Here is a 17,848-nt window from a genome sequence, read left to right as displayed (position 1 = left end):
AAGAATAGCAGCACTTTTCGCTCCTTTGCCGGGTATTTTTGTTGGCTGACAAATTTTTTTTGATCATCCTGAGCGCAGATTTTCGCCGGAGTTCACTATGAAACATCGTACGGCACGCAAGACTTTTTTAACGGTAATACTGGTTTTCACATACACCGCCGCAAATGCGCAGGAAACGCCTGACCGCACCCTTACCTGGAGCATCGACGGACAGAGCCTGAGCGAGCCCGGTCAGGATACCGACCAGCTCGGCAGCTCGCTCCTGTTTACCAGCACAAACCATCAGGGCATCTCGCATTCGCTTTATCTGAACTACGCGAACGGCGACTTTATTGACGGCACCCGCAGTGAGATGGGCGATACAAGCTCGTTTGATCTGGGGTACAGCTACGGCCGTCCGCTTAATGACAACGGTCTTTCCGGTTCCCTCAGTATCGGCGTGGGGCGGTCACAGGGGGACGTGGATCGCGGATTTGATCCCATTATCGGCGTCAGGTCCGACAGCTATTCTTTCGGGGTCGGGCTGCTGCAGGCCATTCCGGTTACCGCCAACTCCGGATTTGTGCTGACCGGCACACTTGAAACGACACGCTACAGTACGACGGTTGAGGGCATAAAAACCTCTGGCACAAACAATTCATTTGGCACCTCTGTCAGCTATGTTTCCCGCGTTGGCCTGCTCAGCGTCGCCTCCGTCGGGCTGGCCGCAAATTTCAGCAGCCGCGATGATGCCGACCCCTCGGACGGGGATTCTGTCGACCTGATCGGGGGCTATACGTATATACCGTACTTCGAGGCGCCCTATGAATTCGGTTTCAGCGCCAGCTACGGTTTGACCCCGAGCGAGCAAACGCGCAGGTCCCTCAGTTTATTTGTCACCCGGAACTTTTGATCACGCAGAAAAGGATATTACCCATGTTCGGAAAAATCTGCCACCGCACCGCCACACTTGCCCTTCTGTGCACAGCGTCGCTGGCGTTGAGCGGGTGTCTGAAAGCGCCCGGAAATGCCGCGATCAAGGCAGCCAACGAGAATCCCACGGTGCTTGTAGCAGATGTGGATAAGTCTGATCCGAACGTGACAGTTATCAATAGTTCCGGGTCTCTCAGCAATGCGATATCCGGGATCAATGAAAGGAAGGCCGTCCTCCCGCCCGAGACCACGGAAGAGGAAATTTCCCTGTTTAATTACGCCACGGTCGGTTTCGACCAGCAGCGGGCTTTGATAAAGGCCTGCGAGGGCCGGTTCGCCAACCAGATCGGCGGCACCCGTGGATGCCAGTTTCCGGCAACGAGAGCAGAATGCAAAAGGTCTGGCTGGCCCTCGCCCTGCCATCTCTCCGATCCCTATAAGAGCAGGCTCAGATGCACGGCAGTCTTCAACGTCTCGATTGACAGTTGCGTAGAAGGGACAATTGCACAGTGCAAATCCAGCGGACAGGGAAATGGTGGTTGCTTTGTGAGAAGAGGATACACCACATCCACCACCACGCCATTCGGCAACCTGTTGAACACGGGCGACTGATTACGTTCGCTGGTGCAGGGCGCAGCGCCGGGAGACACCCGTTCGGGGGCTTCCGGCCTGAGATGGAGCGGGTAACGGGAATCGAACCCGTAACTAAAGCTTGGGAAGCTGCCGTGATACCTTTTCACCATACCCGCGCGCTGTCAGCGGAATAAGGTCTGGCAGCGGGGCCGTCAAGGCTGCTCAGCGCTGCGGCGCGGTCGCTGTAAAGAAATTTATCTCGGCTGGCACACGCGCACCGTCCGGCGTCATATACTCTTCAAATGCGCCTGCGACCTGCTGAACGATGGCGTTAACATCGGCCTGGTCGGCCTCGAAATACTCCAGCGTCCGCGATGCCGGACCGATCCTTGCGGCGTGGCCGGCCAAGTGGATCAGATCCCCGGGAGGGGTCAGCATCAGCGCGTCGGCCTGACCCTCGATATCCGAAAACCCCGCACTGTGCAGGATGCTCGTGACGCGGTTGATATCGCGAAAAGCAAGCGGACCAGGCGCATCCGCGTGCAGCGGCGGCGGCGCGCCAAGGCGCTCTTTGGCGGCAATCATCGGCACCCGGAACCACGGATTGCGTTCCAGCCCGGACCAGCAGGCCATGGAGAGCCGTGCACCGGGTTTCATCGCCCGTGCGATATTACAGAAAGCCGCCTGCGGATCGGCGAAAAACATAACACCAAACCGCGAGATAACCCGGTCAAACCCGGGCGGGCCGAAATCATGGTCCGCCACATCTGCGGCGATGAAAGCCAGCCCGGTAAGGCCGGCCGTGGATTTGCGCGCCTGCGCCAGCATGGGCGCTGAGATATCCGCGCCGGTCACATGACCACCCGGCGCCACGGCCTCTGCAGCAAGCTGTGTGCTGGTGCCGGCACCGCAGCCGATGTCCAGAACCCTCTGACCGGGCCTCAGGTCAGCACGACTAAATACCCGGTCAAGAACCGGTGCCATCAGCCCGTCGAGGTCAGCCTGAGAGTTGACCCAGTGATCCGCCCAGTTCTCCCAGAACGCTTTCTGATCTGCGTTTTCTTCTGCCATGGCGTGCCTCCTGTGCGCTTTTTACACGATGAGCCGACGTGGCCGGAGCCCTGCTGCTCAGCCCCGTCGACGGCGGCGGCCGCCACCCTCTGCGCCGGTGTTGAATGTCGCTTTCGGAAGGGTAACGATCGAGTTCAGAATCGGGAAGGGCTCAACGGCATTGGGAATGGCCGAGGCGTTTACGAAATGCTCCTGAAACCGCGGCTCGATGGCGGTTTCCACCTTGTGAATGGCGCGCACCGTGGCCTCAATCTCGGCCCGGGCGGCTGTGTTCAGCAGTGCAATGCGCGCGCCTGTGCCCGCCGCATTTCCTGCCGATGTCACCTTGTCCAGCGGGGCGTCCGGAATCATGCCCAGGACCATCGCGTGTTTGGACGAGATATGCGCGCCGAACGCACCTGCGAGCACCACACGGTCCACCTTATCAACACCGAATTTATCCATCAGCAGGCGCGCACCTGAATAAAGTGCGGCCTTGGCCATCTGGATCTCGCGGATATCGCGGTTGGTGATTGTGATGAGCGGCCCGCCATCGGCGGTGCCGTCGTGCACCAGATAGGAATAGGTGCGGCCATCGGGGAAACAGCGGTCCGATCCGGTCTGTTCCGGCGAGCCGATAAGGCCGGGCGCGTCGACGATCCCGTGCATGCGCATCTCGGCCACCATCTCGATGATACCCGAGCCGCAGATGCCGGTAATCCCCGTGGCGCCGATTTCAATAACAAAGCGCGGATCGTCAGACCACAGATCGCTGCCGATGACCTTGAACCGGGGCGCTTTTGTCACCGGGTCAATCTCTACCCGCTCAATGGCACCCGGGGCCGCACGCTGGCCCGAACTGATCTGCGCGCCCTCGAATGCGGGACCGGTGGGCGAGGAACAGGCCAGCACGCGCTCTTTATTGCCAAGCAGGATCTCGGCATTGGTGCCCACATCCACGACCAGCACCAGATCGTCGGATTTATCAGGTGCCTCTGAGAGCGCAACCGCAGCCGCATCGGCCCCCACATGACCCGCGATGCAGGGCAGCAGATAGACACGCGCCGAAGGGTGGATATTGAGCTCCAGATCATCGCCGCGCAGACGCAGCGCACTGTTGGTTGTCAGCGCAAAGGGCGCCTGGCCAAGCTCAAAGGGATCAATGCCGAGAAAGAGGTGGTGCATCACCGGGTTGCAGACGAATACCGCATCAACAATGAGCGCGAGATCAACCCCGGCTTCTTCCGCGATCTGGGTGAAAAGATCACGCATGCCTGCGCGCACTGCCCGGGTCATTTCCGCAGCGCCACCGGCGTTCATCATCGAATAGCTGACCCGGCTCATCAGGTCTTCACCAAACCGGATCTGCGGGTTCATCAGACCCGAGGAGGCGAGCACCTCACCGGTCTGCAGGTCGCACAGATGCGCCGCGATGGTGGTCGAACCGAGATCGACCGCAAGCCCGTAGACCGTGCCGTCATAATACCCCGGCCAGATCTGCATGATGCGCGGGTTGTTTTCTTTGTCGCCAAGATGAACGGCCACGGTGACCTTCCACCCCCCTTTGCGCAGCACAGGCTGCATCTCCTGAAGAATGTGCAGATCGGCGGTGATCTTGTGCAGATCCCACTGCTCACGCAGCGCGTCGCGCAGCCGTTCCAGATCACCGGAGGGATCGTGCATATCGGGCTCTGCCACCTCGACGTAAAAGAGCCGGGTCGAGGGATCGAGCACGATATCGCGCGCTTCGGCGCGTTTGCGCACCACCTGTTTATGCACCTGGCTTTCGGGCGGTACATCAATCACGATATCGCTCTGCAGGGTCGCCTGGCATCCGAGCCTGCGCCCCTCAGTCAGCCCGCGCTTGTCCCTGTAGCGCTGCTCGACGGCATTCCATTGAGACAGCGCGCCGTCGCGGGCAGTGACCCCGTGTTTGGAGAATTCGCCGTACCCCGGCGTGATCTGACACCGCGAACAGATACCGCGCCCGCCACAGACAGAATCGAGATCGACGCCAAGCTGGCGCGCCGCCGTCAGAACCGGCGTTCCCACCGGAAAACGACCGCGTTTGCCCGAAGGCGTGAAAACCACGAGAGGATCCTGGCTCATAAGTATCCGTCACCTTTGAATTTGCCCGGACCAGAATAGCGTTTGCCGCATGCTCCGGTCGCCGTTCAGCGTCACATAATGCACCAGGCGCGGCATGGCGCGTCTGAAATTGTCATATTCATTATGAGTTTGCGTCGGATAGCGGCTTCAGGGCCGGGTCTGCGGGTGCCGCGTACGGGCATGAAAGATAAACCCCAGAAGGTTCAGCAGGATCTGTGCCGCGAGAATTGAGGTGGACCCGGTGGGATCATAATCCGGGGCGACCTCCACAAGATCGATACCCACCACCGGATGCGCCTCTGCCACGCCCTGTAAAAGTTCCAGCACTTCGTAGTAGAGGAACCCGCCATGGCTCGGTGTGCCCGTGCCGGGTGCAATGGACGGGCAGAAAGCATCGATGTCGATGGTGATATAAACCTTCGCATCTTCGGGGATTGTTTTCAGCAGACCGGCGAGGCCGATCTGCCGGGCCTGGCGCACCGAAACAATCGTGGAGCCCATCGCACGGGCATCAGCGTAGCCCTCGCGCGCGGTGGAACTCACATTGCGGATGCCAATCTGGCTCAGACCGGTGACATAATCGCGCTCTGCCGCCCGGCGCATCGGGTTGCCGTGCCCGTGGCGCACCCCGTGGCGCTCATCGACAAAGTCAAGATGCGCATCGATCTGCAGGATATGGAACGGGCCGCCGTGATATTCAGGCCCGTCAAAGGCGCGGATACAGGGGATATTCACCGAATGGTCGCCGCCGATCACCACCGGCAGCGCGCCTGCCGCCAGCGCCGCGCGCACGCCTGTCTCGATATTGGCGTGGCTCCTTTCGGTATCGGTATGCACGATATCCGCGTCGCCCATATCAACGATGCGCACATCGGCGGGCAGATAGGTCGCATCATCCTCATGATCATAGGCGCCTGCATGACCAAAGCTGAAAAGCGTCGAGGCCTCACGCACGCCGCGCGGGCCGAAGCGCGCGCCCGACCGCCACTGTGTGCCCGCGTCAAAGGGTGCGCCCAGCACGGCGACATCCGCTTCAAGCCCGCTCCAGTCGGCTACATAAGGGCGTTTGCCAAAGGTGGAGATCCCCACAAAGGGCAGATCGAGCCTGCCGCTGTCATATCCGTGTTCCGCCATGCCCCGGGGCTCCTCTGCTGACCTGCGCTGCAGCTTTGCCGCGCGCCCGGACTTTGGCAATGGGGCAGGGGCCGGGATCGGGGCGTTTTTGCCCTTTTCATTCTGCCGGCGGCGTGAAATAGGAAACTGCCAATGAACCACTCCGGCAAGCGAGGTTGCAAATGGAGATTCGTGAGGCACTTACCTTTGATGATGTACTGCTGGTTCCGGGCGCGTCCTCGGTTCTGCCCTCTACCGCTGACACCCGCACACGGGTGACCCGGGCGATTGCAATGAACATCCCGCTCCTGAGCTCTGCCATGGACACCGTTACGGAAGGGCGCATGGCAATCGCCATGGCCCAGGCGGGCGGCATCGGCGTCGTGCACCGCAATCTCAGCATCGACGAACAGGCCCGCGAGGTGCGCCGGGTGAAGCGGTTTGAAAGCGGCATCGTCTATAACCCGATCACGCTGAGACCGCACCAGACCCTGGCAGACGCCAAGGCATTGCAGGACCGCTACCGCGTGACCGGCTTTCCGGTCGTGGATGAAAAGGGCCGCGTCCTCGGCATCGTCACCAACCGCGACATGCGCTTTGCCAGTGATGACAAAACGCCCGTGTCGGTGATGATGTCATCGGAAAACCTCGCCATCCTGCACGAACCTGCCGACCGGGACGAAGCTATCAGCCTGATGAAAGCGCGCCGTATCGAAAAACTGCTGGTGACGGACAAGACCGGCAAACTCACCGGGCTCCTGACGCTGAAAGATACAGAACAGGCCGTTCTGAACCCGACTGCCTGTAAGGACGATCTGGGACGGCTGCGGGTCGCGGCGGCGACCACCGTGGGGGATGCCGGTTTTGAACGGTCCGAAGCGCTCGTGGACGCGGGTGCAGATATGATCGTGATTGATACAGCCCATGGTCATTCCGAAGGTGTCGCGGCCGCCGTGCGCCGCGCCAAAGCACTCAGCAACGAAGTGCAGATCGTAGCAGGCAACGTCGCCACCGGTGAGGCGACCCGCGCGCTGATCGACGCAGGCGCGGATGCGGTCAAGGTGGGCATTGGTCCCGGCTCGATCTGCACCACGCGTATGGTCGCGGGTGTTGGCGTGCCACAGCTCACCGCGATTATGGACTGTGCCCGCGCGGCCGGAGATATCCCGGTCATTGCGGATGGTGGCATCAAATTCTCCGGTGATTTCGCCAAAGCGATTGCCGCAGGTGCTTCCTGCGCCATGGTCGGCTCAATGATCGCGGGCACCGACGAATCTCCCGGTGAGGTCATCCTCTACCAGGGCCGCAGCTTCAAAAGCTATCGCGGCATGGGCAGCCTTGGCGCGATGGCCAGCGGCTCCGCCGACCGGTATTTTCAGAAAGACGCAGCTTCCGACAAACTGGTGCCCGAGGGTATCGAGGGGCAGGTGGCCTATAAAGGCTCCGCCAATGCGGTGATCCACCAGCTGGTCGGCGGCCTGCGCGCGGCGATGGGCTACACCGGCTGTGCGACTGTGGACGAGATGCGCCAGAACTGCACTTTTGTGAAAATCACCGGCGCGGGGCTGAAAGAGAGCCACGTGCATGATGTGCAGATCACCCGCGAAAGCCCCAACTACCGGGTCGGCTGATGCAACGATCTGCTGACACAGGAGCGGGCGCGTGACCCCCGGCGCACGCGTCGCCGCGGCCATCGGTATTCTCGACGCAATCGGGGAGGGCCAGGCCGCAGAGCAGGCGCTGACCCGCTGGGCGCGCGGCAGCCGGTATGCAGGGTCCAAAGACCGCGCGGCCGTACGCGATCACGTCTTTGACGTCCTGCGCCGGCGCCGGAGCGCTGCGGCCATGGGCGCAGGCGCTGACGGGCGGGCCCTGATGATCGGGTCGTTGCGGCTTCAGAACCTGCCGCCCGATGACTTCTTTACCGTTGAAGGGCACGCCCCCGCCCCCCTGTCTGATCAGGAACGCAGCGTGCCGGCAGTACCGGATGACGACGGCACCAGATGGAACCTGCCTGACTGGCTCCTGCCTGAATTTCGCCGCAGCCTCGGAGAGGGCGCGGACGCGGCAGGCAGCCTGCTCGGCACCCGTGCGCCTGTGACCCTGCGCGTCAATACAGGGCGGATTGCCCGCGAGGATGCCGTGACCAGGCTGGCCGCGGAGGGCATGATCAACGCGCCGAACCCCGTTGCGGAAACCGCGCTGGACGTCACCGAAGGCGCCCGCAGGATCCGCAATTCAGCATCCTTTACCGAAGGATTGGTCGAGCTGCAGGATGCAGCATCCCAGGCAGTTGCCGCAGGCCTCCCGGAGGGCGCGCGTGTCCTCGATTACTGTGCCGGCGGCGGCGGTAAGGCCCTGGCGATCGCGGCAGACCCTGCGCGCGCCGTCTTTGCGCATGATATCGATCCGCGGCGCATGAAAGATCTCGGCCAGCGCGCTGCCAGAGCCGGCGTGCATATCACAGAGCTGGCTACAGCCGACCTCGGCGCTGCAGCACCCTTTGACGTGGTTTTCTGCGACGCGCCCTGTTCCGGCAGCGGCGCCTGGCGGCGGTCTCCGGACGGGCGGTGGACGCTGACGCCTGAACGTCTTGAAGAACTTGCAGAGATACAGCAGCAGATCCTCGATGCAGCAGCTTCCCTTGTCGCACCTGCCGGCGTGCTGGCCTACGCGACCTGTTCCGTTTTGCGCGTGGAAAATGAGGACGCGGTGGAAGCCTTCCTCAGCCGTAACCCCGGCTGGACCTGCATCCATTCGGAGCGGATTAATCTGTCACAACATTCTGACGGGTTTTTTGCGGCACACTTGACGCGATTGCAGGAATAGTCGTACTCAACTCCTGATAGAGTGCTTTCTTGGTTAAGCCGGGATTAAGGTATGGGGCGCTTTAATACGGGTGTGATTCCACCCGCAGGGAGCCTGAATTTGCCGCGAAGCGCACTTACGCCCTCCAGACTGACCCGCTTTGCCCTTCAGGCGCAGCGCAGACTTGGAACACTTGTCCTGATTGCTGTCCTCTTTGGCGTCCTGGCGCTCGCCTCACCGGATCTTCTGGCGCGACAGGCGCTTTTCGCTGCATCCGCCGCGCTGATTGTGCTCTGTGGTGTGCTGGTGCTGCTGGCACGCAGGCACCGGCGCCGCAATGCACAGGCGCTCAGCGTGCTGAATGAGTTCACCGACCGCGACGCGAGCCCCACTTTCGTAACTGACGGGGAGGGTGATGTCCTGTCTGTTAACCTGGCCGCCCGCAAACGCTTTGACAAAGATCTTGAAGAAACCATCACCGGCACTCTGCAGACGACAGTGGCCAACCCTGGTGGTATCGTTTTCCGCCTGAAGACACGCGCCGATCTCGAAGGATCAGCCCGCGAAGACATGGTGACCCGCAAGGGACATATCCGTCTTGCGGTGCACCAAGCCGGCACCGACACCTACATCTGGCGCCTCGAAGACGTCCCGGCATCAGCAGGCACGCAGGAAGGACCGGTCCTGCCGATGATCCTCGTGGGGCGCACCAATGCCGTCCTTTACATGAACGATCAGGCGCGCAGGCTGGCCGGCGGTCGTGTGCGCACGCTCGACCGGCTCTTTGACCGGTTGCCGGTGATCCCTGGCACGGTCTGCGATCTGACAGGCGCGGACGGAACAACACGGGTTCTCGTAAGCGAGGTCGAAGCCGGGGCCGGGCGCCGCGCGCTCTTTCTGCTCCCGCCCGGCAGCGAAATGATGCCCCGCGACGGCTGGGAAGTTTTCCAGGATCTGCCGGTCCCACTGCTGAAAGTCAGCCCGGAAGGTGAGATTGAGGCCTACAACCGGCTCTCTGCGGGGCTGATCGGCAACACGCTCACTGACAAAGTGCACCTGAGTGATCTGATGGAAGGGCTCGGGCGACCGATCACGGACTGGCTGAAAGAAACAGTCGCGGGGCGCGCGGCTCAGCAATCGGAATTCCTGCGTCTGAAACGCACTGACAAAGAGGTTTTTGTTCAGGTCACGCTGAACCGGGTAACGGAAGAAGGCCGGCCCGCTCTGATCGCCGTCCTCAATGACGCGACCGAGCTCAAATCGCTCGAGGCCCAGTTCGTGCAGAGTCAGAAGATGCAGGCCATCGGGCAACTTGCCGGCGGCGTGGCACATGATTTTAACAACCTGCTGACCGCCATCTCAGGCCACTGTGATCTTTTGTTGCTGCGTCATGATCAGGGCGACCCGGATTTCAGCGATCTGGTGCAGATCAACCAGAACGCCAACCGCGCTGCAGCCCTTGTGGGTCAGTTGCTGGCCTTTTCGCGCAAACAGACACTGCGCCCGGAAACGCTGGATATGCGCGACACGCTCGCGGACCTCACGCATCTGCTGAACCGGCTTGTGGGTGAGAAAGTTATGCTGACGCTAAGCCATGATCCTGTGCTGCATCCGATCAGGGCGGATAAACGACAGCTCGAACAGGTGCTGATGAACCTGGTGGTCAACGCACGTGATGCGATGCCCCAGGGTGGCGAAATCCGCATTATCACCGAATGTACCGACCTGACCGAACCGCTGGAACGTGACCGTGTCTCGGTGCCGCCGGGCAAATATGTGACAGTTCAGGTTGCAGATGACGGCGTGGGCATTGCCCCGGATAAGCTGCAGAAGGTCTTTGAGCCCTTTTTCACCACCAAACGTACAGGAGAGGGAACCGGTCTGGGGCTCTCCACAGCCTATGGCATCATCAAACAGACCGGCGGGTACATTTTCGTGGACAGCACGCTGGGGGCGGGCACCTGCTTTACGCTCTATTTCCCGGTTCTGGAAGAAGCAGAGCCGATCACGCCCCAGCCGCGTAAATCCGCAGCAAAACCCTCCGGAAAACACGGAGATGGTGTGATCCTTCTGGTGGAGGACGAAGCCCCTGTGCGCGCCTTTGCAAGCCGGGCTCTGCGGCTGCGCGGGTACACGGTGCTTGAGGCTGATTCTGCAGAGGCCGCCCTTAAGACACTTGAGGACGAAAGCCTGAACATCGATGTTTTCGTCACCGACGTGGTCATGCCCGGCATGGATGGTCCGAGCTGGGTGCGTGAGGCACTCAAAGAACGCCCGGGCGTGCGCGTCGTCTTTGTTTCGGGCTACGCCGAAGACAGTTTCGGCGAGACACAGATGAAGATCCCCAATTCCGTCTTCCTGCCGAAACCATTCTCACTGAGCGACCTGACGGACACGGTGCACGAACAGCTGCACTGAGCTTTTTCCATATGATGCCAGATGCTTAGGGTTTTGCAGTGTTGCACCCTGTGATGCGCCGTCATTTCGTGCCCATGACACCCGTCGGGCTATCCGTGGTGAAAAGGTGTGCCCGGGTCATCAATACGACACGCCGCTTCCACCGCATTCCGGCAGATCACCAAAACAAGCTCAACGCTCTAAACCTGTCCTTAACCAGATTCGGAACAGTATCATTCTCAGAAATTTTGATTGAAATGTTCTCCTTTTGATCCCATAAGGAACATAGGCAGAACACTCACAGGGGACCCGCCGGCAATGATTGCCGCCCCGGGCGATCTGTGACACTAAGAGGAAACGCAAATGGCAACGGCAGATCTATTGAGCATGAACAACAAAAAGTCGGCAGACAAGCAGAAGGCGCTGGACTCAGCGCTGGCGCAGATTGAGCGCCAGTTCGGCAAGGGTTCGATCATGAGACTGGGCGCCGAAGGGGCCGTTCAGGACATCAAAGCAAGCTCTACCGGCTCGCTTGGCCTTGATATTGCTCTCGGGATCGGCGGGCTGCCGATGGGCCGGATCGTTGAGATCTACGGGCCTGAAAGCTCCGGCAAAACGACGCTGACCCTGCATTGTGTGGCAGAACAGCAGAAATCCGGCGGGGTCTGCGCCTTTGTGGATGCGGAACACGCGCTTGATCCAACCTATGCCAAAAAGCTCGGCGTTGACCTTGATGAGTTGCTGATCAGCCAGCCCGACACCGGCGAACAGGCGCTTGAGATCACGGACACACTCGTGCGGTCCGGTGCCGTCAATATGGTCGTGGTGGATTCAGTGGCGGCTTTGACACCAAAATCTGAACTTGAAGGTGACATGGGCGACAGTTCCGTGGGTGTTCAGGCCCGTCTGATGAGCCAGGCGATGCGCAAACTCACAGGGTCGATCAGCCGCTCCAACTGTATGGTCATCTTCATCAACCAGATCCGCATGAAAATCGGCGTTATGTTCGGCTCGCCCGAAACGACGACGGGTGGCAACGCGCTGAAGTTTTACTCCTCCGTGCGCCTCGATATCCGCCGCATCGGCGCTCTGAAAGACCGCGACGAGGTCGTGGGCAACCACACCCGCGTCAAGGTCGTGAAGAACAAGGTCGCCGCCCCGTTCAAGCAGGTCGAGTTCGACATCATGTATGGCGAGGGCATCTCCAAGATGGGTGAACTCCTTGATCTGGGTGTGGCAACCGGCGTCGTCGATAAATCCGGCTCCTGGTTCAGCTACGGAGATGAACGGATCGGGCAGGGTCGCGAAAACGCCAAATCCTTCCTCAAGGAAAACACCCAGATGGCGCTGGAGATCGAAGACAAGATCCGCGCGGCACACGGGCTTGATTTTGATATGCCCGCACATGAAAAAACCGACGACGAAGATATTCTCGAAGCCTGATATGCGTGCCCGTGCGGTGCCGGGTTCTCAATAATTCCTGAATCGGGGCGCGCCACACCGGCGCGTCCCGTTTTTGCATGCCAATGCATCAGGGGTTGGTGGACAGCCGGACGCCGGGGAGGTATCCCACGGCAATGAGATTTCCGACAAAGGCCCGCCGCCCATGCAGACCCTGAATGACATCCGTTCAACTTTCCTGTCCTATTATCAGAAGCAGGGGCATGAGGTCGTGCCGTCCAGCCCGCTGGTGCCACGCAATGACCCGACGCTGATGTTCGCCAACTCGGGCATGGTGCAGTTCAAAAATCTGTTCACGGGCGTTGAAACGCGTGATTATAAACGCGCCACCACAGCACAGAAATGCGTGCGCGCGGGCGGTAAGCACAACGATCTGGACAACGTGGGCTATACCGCGCGCCACCACACGTTTTTCGAGATGCTGGGCAATTTCAGCTTCGGCGATTACTTCAAGGATGACGCGATCCGCTTCGCCTGGGAGCTTATCACCCGCGATCTGGGCATCGATAAAGACCGGCTTTATGTCACGGTCTATCACACCGATGACGAGGCCGCTGCAATCTGGAAAAAGGTCGCGGGTCTCAGCGATGACCGCATCATCCGGATTGCGACCAACGACAACTTCTGGATGATGGGCCCGACCGGCCCCTGCGGCCCCTGTACAGAGATTTTCTACGATCACGGGGATCACATCTGGGGCGGACCTCCGGGAAGCCCTGAAGAGGACGGCGACCGGTTCGTGGAGATCTGGAACCTCGTTTTCATGCAGTACGAACAGTTTGAGGACGGCACGCGCCGCGATCTCGCCGCGCAGTCAATCGACACCGGCATGGGCATCGAACGGGTGGCCGCCCTTTTGCAGGGCACCAATGATAACTACGCCACCGACCTGATGCGCTCTCTCATCGAAGCCTCGGCGGATGCCACCAGCACCGATCCCGATGGCACGGGCAGGACCCATCACCGGGTGATTGCCGATCACCTGCGCTCAACATCGTTTCTGATGGCCGACGGTGTGATGCCTTCCAATGACGGGCGCGGCTATGTGCTGCGCCGGATCATGCGGCGTGCGATGCGTCATGCACATCTGCTGGGCGCAAAAGACCCGCTGATGCACCGTCTGGTGCCGGCGCTGGTGCGCCAGATGGGGGCTGCTTATCCGGAACTTGGTCAGGCGCAACCGATGATCGAACAGACCCTGCTGCAGGAGGAGACACGCTTCCGCCAGACACTTGATCGCGGACTGAAGCTGCTGGATGACGAACTGAGCGGCCTGCCTGAGGGGGCCGATCTGCCCGGTGAGGCTGCATTCCGACTCTATGACACCTACGGCTTTCCGCTTGATCTGACCCAGGATGCGCTGCGCGAGCAGGGCCGGGCGGTCGATACCGATGGCTTTGATACGGCAATGGCCGAACAGAAAGCCAAAGCCCGCGCTGCATGGTCCGGATCAGGCGAAGCGGCGGATGCGACGGTCTGGTTTGACGTGGCCGACAAACACGGCACCACCGATTTTCTGGGCTATGACACCGAAACCGCCGAGGGTCAGATCGCAGCTATCGTACGCGACGGGGTCCCGACCGACACTGCCGGGACAGGTGACAGCGTTCAGATCGCTCTGAACCAGACGCCCTTTTACGCCGAAAGCGGCGGCCAGGTCGGCGACAGTGGCACGCTGCGGACACAGGACGGCGAGGTGACGATAACCGACACCCGCAAAACCGCCGGAGTATTTATCCATTTCGGCAAAGTCACCTCAGGCAGTATTGCAACGGGTGAGGCCGCGATCCTTGAGGTCGACCACAGCCGGCGCAGTGCCATCCGGTCCAACCATTCCGCCACGCACCTGCTGCACGAGGCGCTGCGCGAGGCGCTCGGCGATCACGTCGCACAGCGCGGATCGCTGAATGCGGAAGACCGGTTGCGGTTTGATTTCAGCCACACGGAAGCGCTGACCCTGGACCAGCTGGCCACCGTCGAGGCGGACGTTAACCGCTATATCCGCCAGAATGCTCCGGTTGAGACGCGGATCATGACGCCCGACGATGCCCGCGCAATCGGCGCGCAGGCGCTCTTTGGCGAGAAATACGGCGACGAGGTTCGGGTGGTCTCCATGGGCCGCAAGGAGGGATCCGGCAAAGGCAACGACGGCGCCACCTATTCGCTTGAACTCTGCGGCGGCACCCATGTTCGCCAGACCGGCGATATCGGCGCTTTCGTGACACTCGGAGACAGCGCCAGCAGTGCCGGTGTGCGCCGCATCGAAGCGCTGACCGGGGCAGCGGCCATGTCGTACCTGCGCGCCCAGGACCATCGCCTCGCAGAGGTGGCACTTGAGCTCAAAGCTCAGGCCGCGGATGTGCCCGAGCGCGTGCGCAGCCTGCTCGACGAGCGCCGCGCACTGTCCAATGAGGTTGCACAGCTGCGCCGCGAACTGGCAATGTCGGGGGGCGGCACGGCAGCCCCTGAGGCCCGCGACGTGGGGGGCATCAGCTTCATGGCTCAGGTGCTTTCGGGCGTGACGGGTCGCGATCTTCCGGCCCTCGTGGATCAGTTTAAAGAGCGTCTCGGCAGCGGGGCCATCCTGCTGATCGCCGAAGCCGACGGCAAAGCCGCTGTTGCGGCAGGCGTCACGGGCGATCTGACCGACACAGTCTCTGCGGTGGATATGGTCCGCACGGCCGTGGCCGGGCTGGGTGGCAAGGGCGGCGGCGGCCGGCCGGATATGGCCCAGGGCGGGGCAAAAGACATAACCAATGCTGAAGCGGCCATCGCCGCCGTTGAAGACATTCTGAAAGGATAAGACCGATGGGCGCACTCTGGATTGCACATGTGACTGTCACCGACGACGAAGCCTATGGCAAGTACGCGGCCCTGGCGACGGAAGCCATCGCAGAGCACGGCGGTAAATTCATCGCCCGTGGTGGTCGTTTCGTGCAGCTTGAAGGCCAGGCGCGGCCCCGCAATGTCGTGGCCCGTTTCCCCGACCTCGAAACAGCGGAAAAGTGCTATAATTCAGACACCTACCAGCGGGCGCTCAGCCACGCCCGCGATGCATCCGAGCGTGAGCTGATGATCATCGAGACCAGCGAAGACCTCTGATCCCGGGGCGCTGAAAACGCCGGGGGGCTGCCCCCCCCGGGCTCTGTTCTCAGCCCGCTTTGGCCATCCGCTTGCGCTCATGCGGGTCCAGATACCGCTTGCGCAGACGGATCGCGTTGGGCGTCACCTCAACCAGTTCATCGTCATCGATATAGGCAATGGCCTCTTCGAGCGACAGACTCATCGGCGTGGTCAGGCGCACAGCCTCATCTGTGCCGGAAGCACGCACGTTGGTCAGTTTTTTACCCTTCAGCGGGTTCACTTCGAGATCGTTCTCGCGGCTGTGCTCGCCGATGATCATACCAGTGTACACATCCGCCTGCGCGCCGATCATCATCTTACCGCGCTCTTCGAGGTTCCACAGCGCATAGGCCACAGAAGTGCCGTTTTCCATGGAGATCAGCACCCCCGCACGACGTCCGGGGATCGGCCCCTTATGCGGCGCCCAGGCGTGAAACACCCGGTTCAGCACGCCGGTGCCGCGTGTATCGGTCAGAAATTCGCCGTGATAGCCAATGAGACCGCGCGAAGGCACATGCGCCACGATCCGCGTTTTGCCCGCACCTGCCGGTTTCATCTCGACCAGTTCGCCGCGACGCACCCCGGTGATTTTCTCGATCACGGCTCCCGAATATTCGTCATCCACGTCGATGGTGGCCTCTTCGATCGGCTCGTGACGCACTCCGTCGATCTCGCGGAACAGAACCTGAGGGCGCGAGATGCTGAGCTCAAATCCTTCGCGCCGCATGTTCTCGATCAGAACACCCATCTGCAACTCACCCCGGCCTGCCACCTCAAAGGCCTCGCCACCGGGTGTGTCGCTGATCTTAATCGCGACATTGCTTTCGGCTTCTTTCATCAGCCGCTCACGGATCACGCGGGACTGTACCTTCTTGCCGTCGCGTCCGGCCATCGGGCTGTCGTTGATCCCAAAGGTCACGGTAATGGTCGGCGGGTCGATCGGCTGCGCGGGCAGGGCCTCTGTCACCTGGGGGGCGACGATGCTGTCGGCTACGGTTGCTTTCTGCATGCCTGCAAGGCTCACGATATCGCCTGCTTCGGCCAGATCGATGGCCTGCTGTGTCAGCCCGCGGAAGGCCAGCACTTTGGTCACGCGAAAGGATTCGATCTGCGTGCCGTCCCGGCTCAGCGCTTTGACGGTCTCACCGGCTTTCAGGGTGCCTGCCTCGACACGACCGGTCAGAATACGGCCGATAAAAGGGTCCGCGCCCAGCGTCGTCGCCAGCATCCGGAACGGCTCATCGCGTGCGGCCAGCTGCGCGGGTGCGGGGACATGCTCGACAATCAGATCAAAGAGTGCAGAGAGATCCTCACGCGGGCCATCAAGCTCCATATCCGCCCACCCCGAGCGTCCGGAGGCATACATCGCCGGGAAATCAAGCTGGTCATCATCCGCGCCAAGGTTGGCGAAAAGGTCGAACACCTCATCCAGCGCCCGGTCCGGCTCCGCATCAGGCTTGTCCACCTTGTTGAGCACAACAATCGGTCGAAGCCCCAGTGCCAGCGCCTTTGAAGTCACGAACTTGGTCTGCGGCATCGGGCCCTCGGCGGCATCCACGAGCAGCACCACACCGTCAACCATCGACAGGATCCGCTCAACCTCGCCGCCGAAATCAGCGTGCCCGGGGGTATCAACTATATTGACGCGCACGCCTTTCCACTCAACGCTGGTGGCTTTTGCGAGGATGGTGATACCGCGCTCGCGCTCCAGATCGTTGCTGTCCATGGCGCGTTCTTCGGTCGCCTGGTTTTCGCGATAGGTGCCGGATTGCTTGAGCAACTCGTCCACCAGTGTGGTTTTGCCGTGGTCAACGTGTGCGATGATAGCGATGTTTCGCAGGTCCATGGGGGATGCCTTCAGATGGGGAGAGGCGCGCAGCCCGCGCGCGTTTGAGGCGCGCATACCGTGCCGCGCCGCAGAAAGCCAGGGTTATTTGCCGGGTGCGACGCCGCGTCTTCAGTGTGTTGCACTGTTTGAAAAGAGGTGGATCACAAGGATGCCGGATACAATCAGCACCAGACCCAGAACAGCAGGCAGATCGAGCCTCTGACCAAAAACCACGAACCCGATTGCGGCGATCATCACGATGCCAAGGCCTGACCAGATCGCGTAAACCACGCCAACCGGCATAAATTTCAGCGCCAGCGCCATGAAATAAAAGGATAAACCATACGCCAGCACCACCAGAACCGACGGCCATAACCGGCTGAACTGTGCGCTGGCCTGCAGGGCAGTTGTGCCGATCGTTTCGGCGGCGATGGCGATCACAAGATAGATGTAGTGCAGGGGCATGGGCGGTTG

At 61.1% G+C, this 17,848-nt stretch carries 13 protein-coding genes and 1 tRNA gene; 8 read left to right on the top strand and 6 right to left on the bottom strand.

Translation table 11 applies throughout. The features are described from left to right. Positions 1-97: 97 nt before the first annotated feature. Entirely contained in the window at positions 98-892 is a 795-nt protein-coding gene (locus G3256_RS08970; protein ID WP_169640494.1) for a hypothetical protein, read from the top strand. Positions 893-915: 23 nt separating this feature from the next. Then, positions 916-1,524 carry a hypothetical protein gene (locus G3256_RS08965; protein ID WP_169640493.1) on the top strand — a complete coding sequence of 203 codons (609 nt, stop codon included), beginning with the start codon at positions 916-918 and terminating at the stop codon, positions 1,522-1,524. A 63-nt stretch (positions 1,525-1,587) separates the two neighbouring features. Here the strand turns inward: G3256_RS08965 and G3256_RS08960 are convergent. The 4 genes from G3256_RS08960 to speB form a co-directional block, all read right to left on the bottom strand. Beyond that, positions 1,588-1,661 (bottom strand) — tRNA-Gly (locus tag G3256_RS08960). Between the two features lie 46 nt (positions 1,662-1,707). Continuing rightward, positions 1,708-2,556 carry a class I SAM-dependent methyltransferase gene (locus tag G3256_RS08955; protein WP_169640492.1) on the bottom strand — a complete coding sequence of 283 codons (849 nt, stop codon included), beginning with the start codon at positions 2,554-2,556 and terminating at the stop codon, positions 1,708-1,710. Between the two features lie 57 nt (positions 2,557-2,613). Continuing rightward, the gene (locus tag G3256_RS08950) at positions 2,614-4,644 is read right to left on the bottom strand and encodes an ASKHA domain-containing protein (protein WP_169640491.1); all 2,031 of its coding nucleotides are present in this window, start codon (positions 4,642-4,644) and stop codon (positions 2,614-2,616) included. A 147-nt stretch (positions 4,645-4,791) separates the two neighbouring features. Further along, positions 4,792-5,778 carry an agmatinase gene (speB, locus tag G3256_RS08945; RefSeq protein ID WP_169640490.1) on the bottom strand — a complete coding sequence of 329 codons (987 nt, stop codon included), beginning with the start codon at positions 5,776-5,778 and terminating at the stop codon, positions 4,792-4,794. A gap of 161 nt (positions 5,779-5,939) precedes the next feature. Between speB and guaB the strand changes: the two genes are divergently transcribed. From guaB to G3256_RS08915, 6 genes are all read left to right on the top strand, one after another. Then, positions 5,940-7,388: an IMP dehydrogenase gene (gene guaB, locus G3256_RS08940; RefSeq protein ID WP_169640489.1), complete on the top strand. Its 1,449-nt coding sequence runs from the start codon at positions 5,940-5,942 to the stop codon at positions 7,386-7,388. A gap of 31 nt (positions 7,389-7,419) precedes the next feature. Further along, a complete protein-coding gene (locus G3256_RS08935) occupies positions 7,420-8,586 on the top strand; it encodes an RsmB/NOP family class I SAM-dependent RNA methyltransferase (RefSeq protein ID WP_169640488.1) in 1,167 nt (388 codons plus the stop codon). Between the two features lie 51 nt (positions 8,587-8,637). Beyond that, positions 8,638-10,983, top strand: a complete 2,346-nt coding sequence (locus G3256_RS08930) for an ATP-binding protein (RefSeq protein WP_169640487.1) — start codon at positions 8,638-8,640, stop codon at positions 10,981-10,983. A gap of 342 nt (positions 10,984-11,325) precedes the next feature. Next, positions 11,326-12,405 (top strand): recombinase RecA, encoded by a 1,080-nt coding sequence (recA, locus tag G3256_RS08925; RefSeq protein ID WP_169640486.1) that lies wholly within the window; start codon positions 11,326-11,328, stop codon positions 12,403-12,405. Positions 12,406-12,568: 163 nt separating this feature from the next. After that, positions 12,569-15,226: an alanine--tRNA ligase gene (gene alaS, locus G3256_RS08920; RefSeq protein WP_169640485.1), complete on the top strand. Its 2,658-nt coding sequence runs from the start codon at positions 12,569-12,571 to the stop codon at positions 15,224-15,226. 5 nt (positions 15,227-15,231) lie between these two features. Next, positions 15,232-15,525 (top strand): DUF1330 domain-containing protein, encoded by a 294-nt coding sequence (locus tag G3256_RS08915; protein WP_169640484.1) that lies wholly within the window; start codon positions 15,232-15,234, stop codon positions 15,523-15,525. A 49-nt stretch (positions 15,526-15,574) separates the two neighbouring features. Here the strand turns inward: G3256_RS08915 and typA are convergent, their stop codons facing one another. Both typA and G3256_RS08905 read right to left on the bottom strand, forming a co-directional pair. Further along, entirely contained in the window at positions 15,575-17,392 is a 1,818-nt protein-coding gene (gene typA / locus G3256_RS08910) for a translational GTPase TypA (protein WP_169640483.1), read from the bottom strand. Between the two features lie 111 nt (positions 17,393-17,503). Continuing rightward, complete coding sequence (locus G3256_RS08905; RefSeq protein WP_169640482.1) at positions 17,504-17,839, bottom strand: DMT family transporter; 336 nt, start codon at positions 17,837-17,839, stop codon at positions 17,504-17,506. Positions 17,840-17,848: the final 9 nt, after the last annotated feature.

The sequence above is a fragment of the Roseobacter ponti genome (genome assembly GCF_012932215.1).
Taxonomy (GTDB): domain Bacteria; phylum Pseudomonadota; class Alphaproteobacteria; order Rhodobacterales; family Rhodobacteraceae; genus Roseobacter; species Roseobacter ponti.
Note: the sequence above shows the minus strand (reverse complement) of the source record. Positions and strands in the feature narration are given on the sequence as shown.

Coding starts and splice junctions, on each gene's coding strand:
- recA (WP_169640486.1), top strand. CDS start 11,326: ATGGCAACGGCAGATCTATTGAGCATGAACAACAAAAAGTCGGCAGAC.
- G3256_RS08950 (WP_169640491.1), bottom strand. CDS start 4,644: ATGAGCCAGGATCCTCTCGTGGTTTTCACGCCTTCGGGCAAACGCGGT.
- G3256_RS08930 (WP_169640487.1), top strand. CDS start 8,638: ATGGGGCGCTTTAATACGGGTGTGATTCCACCCGCAGGGAGCCTGAAT.
- G3256_RS08915 (WP_169640484.1), top strand. CDS start 15,232: ATGGGCGCACTCTGGATTGCACATGTGACTGTCACCGACGACGAAGCC.
- G3256_RS08970 (WP_169640494.1), top strand. CDS start 98: ATGAAACATCGTACGGCACGCAAGACTTTTTTAACGGTAATACTGGTT.
- G3256_RS08955 (WP_169640492.1), bottom strand. CDS start 2,556: ATGGCAGAAGAAAACGCAGATCAGAAAGCGTTCTGGGAGAACTGGGCG.
- G3256_RS08905 (WP_169640482.1), bottom strand. CDS start 17,839: ATGCCCCTGCACTACATCTATCTTGTGATCGCCATCGCCGCCGAAACG.
- speB (WP_169640490.1), bottom strand. CDS start 5,778: ATGGCGGAACACGGATATGACAGCGGCAGGCTCGATCTGCCCTTTGTG.
- alaS (WP_169640485.1), top strand. CDS start 12,569: ATGCAGACCCTGAATGACATCCGTTCAACTTTCCTGTCCTATTATCAG.
- guaB (WP_169640489.1), top strand. CDS start 5,940: ATGGAGATTCGTGAGGCACTTACCTTTGATGATGTACTGCTGGTTCCG.
- typA (WP_169640483.1), bottom strand. CDS start 17,392: ATGGACCTGCGAAACATCGCTATCATCGCACACGTTGACCACGGCAAA.
- G3256_RS08965 (WP_169640493.1), top strand. CDS start 916: ATGTTCGGAAAAATCTGCCACCGCACCGCCACACTTGCCCTTCTGTGC.